Annotated in this window: 14 protein-coding genes; 10 read left to right on the forward strand and 4 right to left on the reverse strand. The window is 69.6% G+C overall.

What is annotated here, in order from left to right:
* Window positions 1–50 precede the first annotated feature (50 nt).
* The 6 genes from RN629_RS15095 (at window position 51) to RN629_RS15120 (ending at window position 4,376) form a co-directional block, all read left to right on the forward strand.
* On the forward strand, window positions 51–521 hold the full coding sequence (locus RN629_RS15095) for a PTS sugar transporter subunit IIA (RefSeq protein ID WP_407035967.1): 471 nt from the start codon (window positions 51–53) through the stop codon (window positions 519–521).
* Window positions 505–963: a PaaI family thioesterase gene (locus RN629_RS15100; protein ID WP_407035968.1), complete on the forward strand. Its 459-nt coding sequence runs from the start codon at window positions 505–507 to the stop codon at window positions 961–963. The genes RN629_RS15095 and RN629_RS15100 overlap by 17 nt, the downstream gene beginning before the upstream one ends.
* 3 nt (window positions 964–966) lie before the next feature.
* Entirely contained in the window at window positions 967–1,290 is a 324-nt protein-coding gene (locus RN629_RS15105; RefSeq protein WP_407035969.1) for a DUF1491 family protein, read from the forward strand.
* A gap of 192 nt (window positions 1,291–1,482) precedes the next feature.
* Window positions 1,483–2,106 (forward strand): cell wall hydrolase, encoded by a 624-nt coding sequence (locus RN629_RS15110; RefSeq protein ID WP_407035970.1) that lies wholly within the window; start codon window positions 1,483–1,485, stop codon window positions 2,104–2,106.
* Window positions 2,107–2,167: 61 nt separating this feature from the next.
* Window positions 2,168–2,659 (forward strand): MmcB family DNA repair protein, encoded by a 492-nt coding sequence (locus RN629_RS15115; protein WP_407035971.1) that lies wholly within the window; start codon window positions 2,168–2,170, stop codon window positions 2,657–2,659.
* 151 nt (window positions 2,660–2,810) lie between these two features.
* Window positions 2,811–4,376 (forward strand): alpha-N-arabinofuranosidase, encoded by a 1,566-nt coding sequence (locus tag RN629_RS15120; protein ID WP_407035972.1) that lies wholly within the window; start codon window positions 2,811–2,813, stop codon window positions 4,374–4,376.
* 139 nt (window positions 4,377–4,515) lie between these two features.
* Here RN629_RS15120 and RN629_RS15125 read toward each other — a convergent pair whose 3' ends face one another.
* Genes RN629_RS15125 through hemC form a run of 3 tightly spaced genes read right to left on the reverse strand, consistent with a single transcriptional unit; the run spans window position 4,516 to window position 7,063 of the window.
* A complete protein-coding gene (locus tag RN629_RS15125) occupies window positions 4,516–5,466 on the reverse strand; it encodes a hypothetical protein (RefSeq protein WP_407035973.1) in 951 nt (316 codons plus the stop codon).
* Window positions 5,463–6,146, reverse strand: a complete 684-nt coding sequence (locus tag RN629_RS15130) for a uroporphyrinogen-III synthase (protein ID WP_407035974.1) — start codon at window positions 6,144–6,146, stop codon at window positions 5,463–5,465. The genes RN629_RS15125 and RN629_RS15130 overlap by 4 nt, the downstream gene beginning before the upstream one ends.
* A 5-nt stretch (window positions 6,147–6,151) precedes the next feature.
* Window positions 6,152–7,063, reverse strand: coding sequence for a hydroxymethylbilane synthase (gene hemC / locus RN629_RS15135; RefSeq protein WP_407035975.1), 912 nt, complete (start codon window positions 7,061–7,063; stop codon window positions 6,152–6,154).
* 66 nt (window positions 7,064–7,129) lie between these two features.
* On the opposite strand from hemC, the gene tsaD reads away from it, so the two are divergent.
* Window positions 7,130–8,155 carry a tRNA (adenosine(37)-N6)-threonylcarbamoyltransferase complex transferase subunit TsaD gene (tsaD, locus tag RN629_RS15140; RefSeq protein WP_407035976.1) on the forward strand — a complete coding sequence of 342 codons (1,026 nt, stop codon included), beginning with the start codon at window positions 7,130–7,132 and terminating at the stop codon, window positions 8,153–8,155.
* A complete protein-coding gene (locus RN629_RS15145) occupies window positions 8,152–9,129 on the forward strand; it encodes an NAD(P)H-dependent glycerol-3-phosphate dehydrogenase (protein ID WP_407035977.1) in 978 nt (325 codons plus the stop codon). Before tsaD ends, RN629_RS15145 begins: the two co-directional genes overlap by 4 nt.
* A 4-nt stretch (window positions 9,130–9,133) precedes the next feature.
* Here the strand turns inward: RN629_RS15145 and RN629_RS15150 are convergent, their stop codons facing one another.
* Window positions 9,134–10,294 carry an MFS transporter gene (locus tag RN629_RS15150; protein ID WP_407035996.1) on the reverse strand — a complete coding sequence of 387 codons (1,161 nt, stop codon included), beginning with the start codon at window positions 10,292–10,294 and terminating at the stop codon, window positions 9,134–9,136.
* Window positions 10,295–10,542: 248 nt separating this feature from the next.
* Between RN629_RS15150 and RN629_RS15155 the strand changes: the two genes are divergently transcribed.
* Both RN629_RS15155 and RN629_RS15160 read left to right on the forward strand, forming a co-directional pair.
* The gene (locus RN629_RS15155; protein WP_407035978.1) at window positions 10,543–11,922 is read left to right on the forward strand and encodes a glycosyl transferase family protein; all 1,380 of its coding nucleotides are present in this window, start codon (window positions 10,543–10,545) and stop codon (window positions 11,920–11,922) included.
* A gap of 443 nt (window positions 11,923–12,365) precedes the next feature.
* A complete protein-coding gene (locus RN629_RS15160) occupies window positions 12,366–13,013 on the forward strand; it encodes a hypothetical protein (RefSeq protein ID WP_407035979.1) in 648 nt (215 codons plus the stop codon).
* The last annotated feature ends 30 nt before the right edge of the window (window positions 13,014–13,043 follow it).

Below are 13,043 nucleotides of genomic sequence, written 5' to 3' on the forward strand. Positions count from 1 at the left end.
CGCGCGGGTCGCTAATAGGCGGGCCGCGCGGGGGCGCACCGGAAAAGACCATGAATGATTTCAGCGATCTGTTGCGCCACGAAACGGTGCTTGCCGGCTTGTCGGCGGCCAACAAGAAGACCTTGTTCCAAACGCTTGGGTCCGCAGCGGCGGGGCCGGCGGGGCAGGATGCCAAGCTTCTCGCCGATGTGCTGACCGAGCGCGAGAAGCTGGGATCGACCGGCTTTGGCGGCGGCGTCGCGATTCCGCATGGCAAGCTGCCCGGCCTGACCCAGATCGTCGGTGTCTTTGCCCGACTGGCCCAGCCGATCGATTTCCAGGCGGTCGACGACATGCCGGTCGACCTGGTCTTTGCGATGTTCTCGCCGCAGGATGCCGGATCGGCCCACCTCAAGGCGCTGGCCCGGGTATCGCGGCGGCTGCGCGACAAGGGCTTTGTCGCCAAGCTGCGCGGGGCGGGGTCTCCCGATGCGATCTGGGCGCTGCTGACCCAGGACGAGGCGCGTGACGTCGCGGTCTGAGGGCGAGGCCGCGCATTTCCGGGCCCTTGAAGCGCTCTATGCCCAGGCCCCGATCAACCGGCTGTTCGACTCCGCGCTCGAGATCCCCGAGCCCGGCGTCGCGCGCATCCGCTTCACGGTGGACGAACGTCATTATCACGCCGCCGGCGCGGCGCATGGCACCAGCTATTTCAAGATGCTGGACGATTCGGCTTTCTATGCCTGCAACAGCCTGGTCACCGATCGTTTCCTGCTGACGACACAGTTCAACCTGCTGCTGACCCGCCCGATGAAGGCGGGGGAGGTGATCGCCGAGGGGCGCTGGGCCAGCGGACGGCGGCGGGTGTTCGTCGCCGACGCACGGCTGATCGATGCGCAGGGGGAAGAGGTCGCGCGCGGCACGGGCACCTTCATGCGCTCGCAGATCGCGCTGGCCGGCCTGCCCGGCTATCGGTTCGACTGAGCCATGGGGCGTCTGCCCACCGGCCTGGTGGTGACCGCGCTGCTGCGCCGGATGAACGATCATGGCGGCATGGGCATGGTGCTGGCGCGCGGCGATCCGCATGCGGGCGGCGTGCTGGTCGTGGTGGTCGATCCCGATGGACGCGAACGGATTCTGGAGCGCGGCCTGGGGCTCAACGGGGCCACCACGCTGATCGACTCGACCCCGCGCGAGGGTGTCACGGGCTATTGGCGGCGGCGGCGGTCGCGCGATCCCGACCTGTGGGTGGTGGAACTGAGCGGCGCTGAGGCGGAACGCTTCGCCGCTGAAACGATCCTGAACGATTGACGAACGCGGCCGGATCGGCCACGAGCGATCCATCACAAATTCGCGTTGTGCCGCGCTGGGTGCGATCCGGTCGGTTACGCAGTCGGGGGGAAGCCCGGACGAGCGCCTTCGGGCAATGCTCGGGTCCGTGATCCAACCGCATGTCTGTTAGATTGAATGACGGTTTTCAAGCGAGTCGCGGCAACTGCGGCCATGGCTCTATCTCTGGCGGGTCTTCTCGCCACCAGCACACCCGGCCTGGCAACCAACGTCACAGGCAGCGTAACGGGTGATGCGGCTCCGGCCACCATCATGGCGACTTCTGCTATCAACGCGGCGGATCTGCCATTGGTTCCACAAAGCGCCCGGGCCACCATGTCGGCGCTTCCCGATCTCACCGACGACTCCTCCGACGATGGCGAAGATTTCGACTCGTTGGCGCAGGCCGTTGCCGCCCAGGACGATCTGGCGTCGAGTGAAGAACTCCGCTGCCTCGCCGGGGCGATCTATTTCGAAGCGCAGGGCGAACCGCTTGCCGGTCAGCTCGCCGTCGCCCAGGTCATCCTGAACCGCACCAAATCGGGCCGGTTCCCGAGCGGCGTGTGCGATGTCATCACGCAGCGCGGGCAGTTCAGCTTCGTACGCCATGGCAAGATCCCTTCGATCAGCCCGTCGCGCAGCGCCTATCGTACCGCCGTCGCGGTGGCGAAGGTGGCGCTGGCCGATGCCTGGGACAGCCAGGCCGGCAAGGCGCTGTTCTTCAACACGCCCGGCAACAGCCCCGGCGTGCGCGTGACCAAGATCGCCGCGATCGGCAATCACATCTTCTATCGTTGACGAACCGGCCCCGTTTCGGCGGGGCTTTGCGTTTGTTCGTCAAATGTTCTATGCGGGCGGTATGTTGGACATGCCGCCCGTTTCGTGTGTCGACGATCCTGCCTCGCCTCTCTGTGCCGCCGACGTCGCGCGCGGGGTGACGCGGATGCTGCTGCGCCACGACCTGATCGCCATTCCCGAAGTCGCGCTGGAGGGGGGGCGTCGCGCCGACCTGATGGCGGTCGATGCCCGCGGGCAGTTGGTGATCGTCGAGATCAAGGTGACGCGGGCCGACATGCTGGGCGACGGAAAATGGCCCGATTATCTCGGCCATTGCGACCGTTTCTACTGGGCAGTCCCGGCGGGGTTCGATCATTCGCCGCTGGAAAGCGCGGCTTTCCTGCCCGAACGGACCGGGATCATCGTCGCCGACCGCTATGACGCGGCGATCCTGCGCGAAGCGCATAGCAACCCGCTGCCCGCGCATGTCCGCAAGAAGACCATGCTGAACTTCGCCCGGCGCGCGGGGCGGCGGATGATCGCGCTGACCGATCCCGACGCCGGGGGATTTTGAACGCGGCCCCGCGCGGCGGGCGTCGTCGATAGGGTCGCGCGGCCAGGCGCGCGGTGGATCGGGGGGCGCTCTGACACGGCACCAGAGCGCAATGGGGTTGTTTTTTACTCTGACAATAAGCCATCATATGGTTTCAGGCAGAGGAGAAACCATGAAAAGGGCAACGAAGTTTCTGATCGCGGCGGCCGCCGCGGCGCTGTTCGCCGGCGGCGTGAGCGCGCAGGGCGCGCCCGCGGCGAGCGGCGAGCAGGTGGAGGTGCATGGCGACCGTCCCGGCCCCGTGTACAACCGCCACATGTTCGGCCAGTTCGCCGAGCATCTGGGCACCGGCATCTATCCCGGCATCTGGGTGGGCAAGGGCAGCAATATCCCCAACATCAACGGTTATCGCCGCGACGTGATCGACGCGCTGCGCGCGATCCGGGTGCCCATCATTCGCTGGCCGGGCGGATGCTTCGCCGACGAATATCACTGGCGTGAGGGTGTGGGTCCGCAGGCGAAGCGGCTGACCAAGGTCAACACCAACTGGGGCGGCGTGACCGAGAATAACAGCTTCGGCACCAACGAGTTCATGAACTACACCGAACTGGTCGGCGCGGAAGCCTATGTCTCGGGCAATGTCGGTTCGTCGGCTCCGTCGGAAATGGCCGAGTGGGTCGAGTATATGACCTTCCCCGCCAAATCGACCTATGCCGAGGAACGCCGCGCCAACGGCCGGGACAAGCCGTGGAAGCTGGCGATGTTCGGGATCGGCAACGAGCTATGGGGATGCGGCGGCAATATGCGGCCCGAATATGCGGCGGACGTGACCCGGCGCTATTCGACCTTCCTGAAGGTTCCCGCCGGCGAAAAGCTGATGAAGATCGCGAGCGGCGCGAATGGCGACGATTACAACTGGACCGAAGTGATGATGCGCGATGCGTCCAGCGCGTTCGACGGCATCGGCGTCCATTATTACACCGTACCCGGCACCTGGGAGAAAAAGGGCGCGGCGACCGGCTTTGACGAGGAAGCCTGGGCGCGGACCCTGTCCAAGACGCTGAAGATGGAGGAACTGCTCATCCGTCACTCGGCGATCATGGACAAATACGACCCCAAGAAGCGGGTCGCGCTGCTCGTCGACGAATGGGGCACCTGGTATGATGTCGAACCGGGCACCAATCCCGGTTTTCTCTATCAGCAGAACAGCCTGCGCGACGCGATGGTCACCAGCCTGAACCTCGACATCTTTGCCCGCCATGCCGATCGGGTGCGCGGCGCGAACATCGCGCAGATGATCAACGTGCTTCAGGCGATGATCCTGGTCGACGGCGCGCGCATGGTGAAGACGCCCACTTACTGGGTGTTCGACATGTACAAGGACTATCAGGACGCCACCGTCCTGCCGGTCGATGTCCAGTCGCGCTGGTACAGCAAGGACCAGTGGGTGATGAAGGCGGTCAGCGCCTCGGCCGTTCGGGACAAGGCGGGCGTGGTCCATGTCGGGCTGACCAATGTCGATCCCAACCAGGGGGCGACCGTCACCATCAAGCTGGATGGGCTGACCGCGACGCAGGTGTCGGGCCGTATCCTGACGGGCACGACGATGGATGCGCATAATAGTTTCGACGCGCCGAACCAGGTCGCGCCGCAGCCGTTCAACGGTGCCGGCCTGTCGGGCGGCCTGTTGACCGTGCAGATCCCGGCCAAGTCGGTCGTGATGCTGGACCTGCGCTGACCCAATGTCGCGCCGGGGCGAGCAGCGTCCCGGCGCGACGCGATGAGCCGGTCCTGAGACGGACTGACCGCCGCTCCCGGACGCGACGGCCCCTATCCGGGGCGGGGAATAATGGGCCCCCGATTGAGGGGGCGACGCCTCAGACCGAAGGGGCGGCGGTCACCGGTGTGGTGGGCGTGTCCGCCGCGTCGTCGTCGTCATTGCGTGACGGGGCCGGGGCGGTCACCGCCTGAGGGCTGGTGACGATCGACGCGGGTGGCGTCACTGGGGCCGTCAGCGCGGCATTCTCGATCAGGTCGAGCGCGCGGCGGGCCAGCGCGTAACGATGCGCGTTATTCAGCCAGGACTTGGCCGAGGCGGCACCGGGCAGCCGTTCCACTTCGGCGCGCGCGGCATCCACCTGTCCGTCGCCGAGCAGCTGACGCGCACCGGCCAGCCGGTCGACCGGATCGGACGTCGGCGCCGTCGCCTCGCGGATGACGATCAGGCGACGCAATTCCTGCCGCAACCCTTCCCACCAGCCATGGGCCTCGTTGACCACCAGCTTGGGGCCGAGCGTGTCGAGCCCTTGACGCAGCATTTCCAGCGTGACCGGCTGACGCGCGGCCAGGACCAGCGCCGCGACGGCGTGTGGTTCGCTGGCCCCGAAGCGGAGGCGGAGCTGCTCTTCCAGATAGCCCAGCGGCTGCCCGCGATCGACCGCGCGGCGCGCGGCGGCCGCGACCAGGATCGATTCCGCGCGGCTCGCCTGCACGCCCGCCGCGGCGGAATCGGTGGCGATGGCGGCGGCGCGCGCTTCCAGCGTGGCCAGTTGCGCGGCCAGGGCGGCTTCGCGCGAGGCCAGCGCGGCCGGATCGGCGGCGGGGTTGGTGCGCGGCGTGTCATTGGTGGTGCCATCGGGCGTCGTGCCGGGCTTGGCCGCGCCGACATGCTGCGTCGTCGCGGCACCGCCGCCGAACCAGGACCAGCGGTGAACCCCATATGCCATCAGCGCCAATCCCGCCGCGAAAGCGAACAGGATCAGCGCGATCATCGTGCCCGTACGGGGGCCGCGCGGCGGCGGTCGATCGAATGGCGCGAAGTCGTTCATCCGCCGCTTATCCCCGTGGCGGCTGTCCGGGTCAACGTCCGCGCCGCCGCAACCATTGCGTCGTCGCGCGGCGCGTCCGCCGTCACGATGCTGCGCCAGCCAGGACCGGCGGCCTCGGCCGTCTTCGCGCTGATGGCGACCAGCGCGATCGTTGCACGTGGAACAGCGTGATCGTCGACCGATTGCGCCAGATGACGCGCCGCGCGCGCGGAATGGAGAAGCACGGTGCAATCGCGCAGGTCGTGAATCGCATCCGGCGTCACGGGTAGGGGATCGGCCGCATAGACGATGCGCTCCATCGCGCCCGTCGCCACCCGGTCGCGCCCCGCCAGATGGAGCAGCCGGGCCAGGCCGATCGCGCGCGCCGCCGCGACCACTGCGGCGGCATCGCGTTTGCCTTCCAGCACCACCGACAGTCCGATGGAGCGGGCAGCGGCGGCCGTGGCGGGGCCGACAGCGACGGCCGGCCGATCCGCGAGCTTTGCCAGCCCCGGCCCGGCCAGCATCACCCCCTGCGCGCTCGTGAACAGCAGGGCGTCGACCATGGCGGGATCGGGCGGAGTCCAGGCCACCGGCCGCGTTTCGAAAAAGGGCAGCGCGCGCGCCGGCAGGCCTTGGGCGCGCAGCGCGGCGATCGTCGCGTCATTGCCCGGTTGCGGCCGGATCACGACGATCGTCATCGCGGTCAACCGCCCGCGAACAGGTGCCGGACCGATGGTGGCGCGCGATCGAGCAGGTCGATCGCCAGTCGCGCACCCAGTTCTTCGTCGAGGCCGCCTTCGATCCAGCCCGAAACCCGCGCCGAGCCATCTTCCGCCAGCAATTCGGCGCGCAGCGTCAACATCTCGCCCGCCATCGAGGCCAGCGCCGCGACCGGGCTGTGGCAATCGGCGTCCAGCGCGGCGAGCAGCGCCCGCTCGGCCATGACGCAGCCATGGGTCTCGGCATGGTTGATCGCCCCGAGCAGCATGATCGCGGCGGCATTGTCGGCGCGTGTTTCGATCCCCACCGCCCCTTGCGCGGGGGCGGGCAGCATCTGGTCGGTCGGCACCGCATGGCCGACCTCGCGCCCCAGGCGGTCGAGCCCGGCAGCGGCGAGCAGCGTGGCGTCCATTTCGCCGCTGGCCACCCTGGCCAGCCGCGTGTCGACATTGCCGCGCAGTAGCGTGATGGTCAGGTCGGGGCGATGCGACAGCAATTGCGCGCGGCGGCGCGGGCTGCTGGTGCCGACCACTGCGCCGGGGCGCAATTCGGCGATGGAGGACACCCCGATCAGCCGGTCGCGGACATCCGCGCGCGGCAGCATCGCGGCGATGCGCAGCCAGTCGGGGCGCACGGTCTCCACATCCTTCATCGAGTGGACCGAGGCGTCGATCTCGCCCTCGAACAGCGCCCGGTCCAGTTCCTTGGTCCACAGCGCCTTGCCGCCGATCTCGGCCAGCGCGCGGTCCTGCACCCGGTCGCCGGTCGTCTTGATGGGGACGATCGCGATCGCCTCCTCATCCCAGTCATGCGCCGCCGCGAGCGCCGCGCGCACCATATGCGCCTGGGTGAGGGCCAGCGGCGAACCGCGCGTACCGAGCCGGAAACGAACCATGGCGCAGGCCTTTGCCGCAAAACGCCCCCCTTCGACAACCGCTATGCGAAGGGGTATGGAGGAGCCATGCTGATCCTGGGACTGGAATCCTCGTGCGACGAGACCGCCGCCGCGCTTGTCACCGATGACGGGCGGGTGCTGGCGCACCGGCTGGCGGGGCAGGAGGCGGCGCATGCCCCGTTCGGCGGCGTCGTTCCCGAAATCGCGGCGCGCGCGCATGTCGAGGCAATGGAGCCGCTGGTCGCCGCGGCCTTTGCCGATGCCGGCGTCACGCTGGCCGATGTCGATGCCATCGCCGCGACCGCCGGGCCGGGGTTGATCGGCGGGGTGATGGTCGGGCTGGTCACCGGCAAGGCCCTTGCGCACGCGGCGGGCAAGCCGCTGATCGCGGTCAACCATCTGGAGGGCCATGCGCTGTCGCCGCGTCTGTCGGACCGCGAACTGGCCTATCCCTATCTGTTGCTGCTCGTGTCGGGCGGCCATTGCCAATTGCTGCTGGTCGAGGGCGTCGGGCACTATCGCCGGATGGCGACGACGATCGACGACGCGGCGGGCGAGGCGTTCGACAAGACCGCCAAGCTGCTGGGCCTCGGCTATCCCGGGGGCCCGCGCGTCGAGGCGGCGGCGCGGGAGGGCGATCCCTTCGCCGTACCGCTGCCGCGTCCGTTGAAGGGCGCGGCCGAGCCGCATTTCTCGTTCGCCGGGCTGAAGAGCGCGGTGGCGCGCGCGGTCGGGCATCACCGGCCGGAGGATATTGCGGCATCGTTCCAGCAGGCGGTGGTCGACTGCCTGATCGATCGCACCACCCGCGCGCTCGCCGCCGTACCGCCGGTCACCGCGCTGGTCGTGGCGGGCGGGGTCGCGGCGAACGGCGTCATCCGGGAGGCGCTGGAGACGCTCGCGGCGCAGCATGGCCTGCGCTTCGTCGCACCGCCGCTCTGGCTGTGCACCGACAATGCCGCGATGATCGCCTGGGCCGGGGTCGAGCGGTTCCGTGAGGGGCTGACCGATCCGCTCGACAGCCCGGCGCGGGCGCGCTGGCCGCTCGATCCGGCGGCGGAGGCGGTGCGCGGCGCGGGGGTGAAGGCATGAGGATCGGGGTCATCGGCGCGGGCGCCTGGGGCACCGCGCTGGCGCAGGTCGCGGCGCATGGCGGGCAGCATGTGCGGATATGGGCGCGCGACCCGGCAGTGGCCGAGGCGATCAACAGCGACCATGCCAATCCGCTCTATCTGCCCGGCATCACGCTCGCCCCGACGATCGAGGCGGTGAGCGATCCCGCCGCCATGGCCGATCTGGACGCGCTGCTGGTCGTCACCCCGGCGCAGGCGGTGGGCGCGGTGCTGGCGACCATGCCGGTGGAGGGCACCCCGCTGGTCCTGTGTTCCAAGGGGATCGAGGCGGGCTCGCGGCGGCTGATGGGCGAGGTGGCGCGCGCGCTTCATCCCGATGCGCCGATCGCGGTCCTGTCCGGCCCCACTTTCGCGCATGAGGTAGCGGCCGGGCTGCCCACCGCCGTGACCCTGGCGTGCGAGGAGGCGGGCCTGCGCACCGCCTTGTCGCGCCGGATCGCGGCGCCGCATTTCCGGCCCTATGCCACCGACGACGTGACCGGTGCGGAGATTGGCGGGGCGATCAAGAATGTCCTCGCCATCGGCTGCGGCGTCGTGGAGGGGGCGGGGCTGGGCCAGAATGCGCGCGCCGCACTGATCGCGCGGGGCTTTGCCGAGATGACGCGGTTCGGCCTTGCCCGGGGCGGACGCGCGGAGACGCTGGCCGGGCTGTCGGGGCTGGGCGATCTGGTGCTGACCTGTTCGTCGACCGCCTCGCGCAACTTCTCGCTCGGCGTCGGGCTGGGGCAGGGACGCTCCGCGACCGCGCTGCTCGCCGACCGGCGGACCGTGGCGGAAGGGGCGTTCACCGCCCCCGTGCTGCGTCAGGCGGCGGCGGAGGCGGGCGTCGACATGCCCGTCTGCGACGCGGTGTGCCGGTTGCTCGACGGCGCGGCGGTGGCTGACGTGATCGGCACGCTGCTTGCCCGCCCGCTCAAGGCCGAAGGCGCCTGAGCCTTCAGTGCGAGGCGGCCGCGCGCTGGCGGCGGTCGACCGTCGTATCGAGCGTCCCGCGCGCGGTGCGCATTGCGATGATCCACACCAGGAACCCGCCCAGCGCCAGCCCGCTGCCGACATAGCCGGTCGAGGTCCAGCCCAGACCATGGGCGATGGCCAGGCCGCCGGCCCAGGGACCGATGGCGTTGGCGGTGTTGAACGCCGAGTGGTTGAGCGCGGCGGCCAGTCCCTGGCCCTCGCCCGCGACATCCATCAGCCGCGTCTGGAGCACGGTGCCGAGCGCGCCGCCCAGCCCGATGGCGAAGACGTCGATCATCACCAGCCAGATATTGCCCGCCGCCAGCGGGTAGAGCGCCAGCATCGCCGCCGACCAGAGCAGCAGCCCCCCGGCGGTCGGCATCAGTGCGCGGTCGGCGAAGCGCGGCACCACGATATTGCCCATCGTCATGCCCAGCCCGAACACACCCAGCACCAGCGGGATCATCGCCTGTGACGCGCCGGTCACCGCGGTCAGGGTCGCGGCGAGATAGGTATAGACGGCGAACATCCCGCCAAAGCCGATCGCACCGATCGCCAGCGTCAGCCAGACCTGCGGCTTGCCCAGCGCGGCGAGCTCGCGTCGGATGGTCGCGCCGTGATCGGGACGATCCCGTGGCGCGGCGATCGACACCAGCAGCGCGGTGACGAGCGCCAGCATGGCGACCACGCCGAACACCCAGCGCCAATTGAGCCACTGGCCCAGCATTTGCGCCAGCGGCACGCCGATCACCGTCGCCAGGGTCAGGCCCAGCATGATCCGCCCGACCGCGACGGTGCGTTTCGCCTCCGGCACCAGCGAGGCGGCGACCAGCGCGGCGATGCCGAAATAAGCCCCGTGCGGCAGCCCGCTGAGAAAGCGGAAAGCGAGCATCCAGTGATAATCGGGGGCGAGCGCCGACAGGCCGTTGCCGAGGGCGAACAGGATCATCAACCCGATCAACAGCGTGCGCCGCGCCATCCGCGCCGACAGCACGGCCAGGATCGGCGCGCCCACCACGACACCGGCGGCATAGGCGCTGATGACATGCCCGGCGGTTGGGGCGTCGATGGCCAGCCCGCGCGCGAGATCGGGTTCCAGGCTCATCGCCGCGAATTCGGTGGTGCCGATCGCGAAACCGCCCATCGCCAGCGCGGCATGGACGATGCCGGGGGGAAATTGCCTGGCCAAGAAACAGTCCTTTCCGTTGCTATATGTTGCGACGCAGCACGGATCGCAACCGCGCATGTGCCGGCTGGGCCTTGAATTGTCCCGATTATCCCGATCGCTCCCGATCCGGGGCGGGTGGCCGTGCCGCGCCTGCGTGCGAAAAACGATTGAAAGCGCTTCTTCGGTCGGAAACAGTGCCGCGATCGGCGAGGGGGGACGGCCGGATGGACGCGATCATCGGGGCGATGGAGGGCGTCGCGCGCGAACTGCTGCTGTTCGCGGCGGCGGGACTGTTGATCGGCGGTGCCGACGACCTGCTGGTCGACCTGCTGTATCTCGTCCGGCGGGCGATGCGACGACAGGATGGGCTGCCCCCGGTCGATGGGCTCCCCGCGCCGGCCGGGGGCGGGCGGATCATCCTTTTCGTTCCCGCCTGGGACGAGGCGGAGGTGATCGGCGCGATGCTGGCCACCGCGCTACAGCGGATCACGCATCCCGATTACCGCCTCTATGTCGGATTATATCCCAATGATCCCGCCACCATCGCCGTTGCGGCGCGCGTGGCGGAACAGGATGAGCGGATCCGGCTGGTCATCGGCGGCAACGCGGGACCGACCACGAAGGCGGACTGTCTCAACACCCTGTGGCACGCCATGCAACGTGACAGCCGCGAGGAGGGTTTCCATCCCAAGGCGATCATCCTCCACGACGCCGAGGATGTGGTGCATCCCGCCGAGCTCGCCGTGTTCGACACGCTGATCGAGGGGCGGGCGGTGGTCCAACTGCCGGTCCTGCCGCTGGTCGTGCCGGGCTCGCGGCTGGTGTCGGGCCACTACGCCGACGAATTTGCCGAGAGTCATCAGAAACAATTGGTCGTGCGGACCTGGATCGGCGCGGGCCTGCCGCTGGCCGGGACCGGCTGCGCCATCGCGCCGTCGATGCTGGCGGCGATCGCGGCGACGCGCGGCGGCGATCCGTTCGACGCGACCAGCCTGACCGAGGATTATGAACTGGGACTGCGCATCGCCGAACTGGGCGGGGAGGGGCTGTTCGCGCGGGTGGCGGACGGGACGCCGGGTGGGGTCGTCGCGGTGCGCGCCTTTTTTCCCGCCGATCTGGTCGCCGCCGTCCGCCAGAAGGCGCGGTGGATGACCGGCATCGCGCTGATCGGGTGGGACCGCACCGGATGGGCGCGGCCCTGGGCGCTGGGCGACCATTGGTGGCGGTTGCGGGACCGGCGCGCGCCGCTGGCCATGCTGGTGCTGGCGGCGGCGTATCTGGGGTTGTTCGCCGAGGCGGGGGCGATGGGCGGCCAGCTGGTCGTGGATGGGACGCCGATGCCGCTCGACCCATGGCTGCGGTCGCTGTTCGCGATCAATGCGATGCTGCTCTGGTGGCGGCTGGTGGTACGGATGGTCTTCACCGGCCGCGCCTATGGCTGGCGCGAGGCCCTGTGGTCGCTGCCGCGCTTCGTGATCGGCAATTTCGTGACCCTCGCCGCTGCGCCGCGCGCGCTGTTCCGCTATATCTGGGTGCTGCGCGGCCGACCGGCGGTGTGGGACAAGACACGGCATCATTTCCCCGACCTGTCGGCCGACGCATGAGCGGACGGCCCCTGCAATTCCTGGGCGGGATCGTCGCATTATGGGCATTGTCGCGCGTGATGGTCCTGATGCCGCCGGGGGCGGGGGAGATCGTGGCGAAACGGCCGGAGGAGCGAACCCCTTCTTCCCATCCACTCCGGCGACGCCCCGGATTGCCGGTGGGGGGCGGTCTTTCGCGCGCCAACCGCCCCGGCCTGCGCGATGCCGCGCCGTTGGTCCCGCGCCGTCCCTCACCGCCAAGCGCGCGTGACACGCCCCCCATTGCTCCGCGGCAAGAGAAGGTGGCAGGCCGAAGGCCTGTCCGAGGGGAGCCCCGGGCCGAGGTGACAGGGTCGCGGGTGATCAGGGATACCGTGTCACCATGCACCGCATGGTCCCCGTCCCCCTATGGAGGAGGCATGTCGGGGCCAGCATTGGCATGTCGATCGACTCCCGGGATCGCCATGATCGGCGATGCATCCCGCACCGATATCGCGCCCCGCTGGAGCGGCAGCGGCTGGGCGATCCTGCGCCAGGGGGCGGGGGCGTTGTTGCCCGGTGGGCAATTGGGCGGATCGCAATTTGGTGTGGGGGTGCTGCGGCGGCTCGACCGGCGGGGCGCGCTCGCCGCGAGCCTGCGAGTGTCCGCGCCGTGGGAGGGGATCGGGCGCGAGATGGCGCTGGGCGTCGATTGGCGACCCTCGTCCCGCCTGCCGGTCCGTCTGCTGATCGAACAGCGGATCGCGCTCGACCGGGGGCAGGGCGGTCCGGCGGTGCTGGCGGTCGGCGGGATCGGGCCACGGCGGCTGGCGGCGGGGCTTTCGCTGACCGGTTATGCACAGGCGGGGATGGTCGCGCGCGACCGGATCGAGCCCTTTGCCGATGGCGCGATGCGGATGACGCGCGATGTCGCCGAAGGGCTGGACATGGGGCTCGGCCTGTGGGGCGGCGCGCAGCGCGGGGTGGCGCGGGTCGATATCGGTCCGATGCTGGGCGCCGCCCTGCCGCTGCCGGGCGCGGCCATGCGCCTGTCCCTGGAATGGCGGCAGCGCGTGGCGGGGCACGCCGCGCCGGGGTCGGGACCGACCCTCTCCCTGGCCAGCGATTTCTAGCGATGGTTCGCTGGCCGGGGATTTTTGGGG

Origin of the sequence: Facivitalis istanbulensis (genome assembly GCF_040560405.1) — a bacterium.
Taxonomy (GTDB): Bacteria; Pseudomonadota; Alphaproteobacteria; order Sphingomonadales; family Sphingomonadaceae; genus Sphingomonas; species Sphingomonas istanbulensis.

Bases quoted from the DNA above. Each gene is read 5' to 3' on its own strand.
- RN629_RS15120 (WP_407035972.1), top strand. From the start codon at position 2,811: ATGAAAAGGGCAACGAAGTTTCTGATCGCGGCGGCCGCCGCGGCGCTG.
- RN629_RS15145 (WP_407035977.1), top strand. From the start codon at position 8,152: ATGAGGATCGGGGTCATCGGCGCGGGCGCCTGGGGCACCGCGCTGGCG.
- RN629_RS15160 (WP_407035979.1), top strand. From the start codon at position 12,366: ATGATCGGCGATGCATCCCGCACCGATATCGCGCCCCGCTGGAGCGGC.
- RN629_RS15125 (WP_407035973.1), bottom strand. From the start codon at position 5,466: ATGAACGACTTCGCGCCATTCGATCGACCGCCGCCGCGCGGCCCCCGT.
- hemC (WP_407035975.1), bottom strand. From the start codon at position 7,063: ATGGTTCGTTTCCGGCTCGGTACGCGCGGTTCGCCGCTGGCCCTCACC.
- RN629_RS15150 (WP_407035996.1), bottom strand. From the start codon at position 10,294: ATGGGCGGTTTCGCGATCGGCACCACCGAATTCGCGGCGATGAGCCTG.
- RN629_RS15105 (WP_407035969.1), top strand. From the start codon at position 967: ATGGGGCGTCTGCCCACCGGCCTGGTGGTGACCGCGCTGCTGCGCCGG.
- RN629_RS15130 (WP_407035974.1), bottom strand. From the start codon at position 6,146: ATGACGATCGTCGTGATCCGGCCGCAACCGGGCAATGACGCGACGATC.
- RN629_RS15095 (WP_407035967.1), top strand. From the start codon at position 51: ATGAATGATTTCAGCGATCTGTTGCGCCACGAAACGGTGCTTGCCGGC.
- tsaD (WP_407035976.1), top strand. From the start codon at position 7,130: ATGCTGATCCTGGGACTGGAATCCTCGTGCGACGAGACCGCCGCCGCG.
- RN629_RS15115 (WP_407035971.1), top strand. From the start codon at position 2,168: ATGTTGGACATGCCGCCCGTTTCGTGTGTCGACGATCCTGCCTCGCCT.
- RN629_RS15155 (WP_407035978.1), top strand. From the start codon at position 10,543: ATGGACGCGATCATCGGGGCGATGGAGGGCGTCGCGCGCGAACTGCTG.
- RN629_RS15110 (WP_407035970.1), top strand. From the start codon at position 1,483: ATGGCTCTATCTCTGGCGGGTCTTCTCGCCACCAGCACACCCGGCCTG.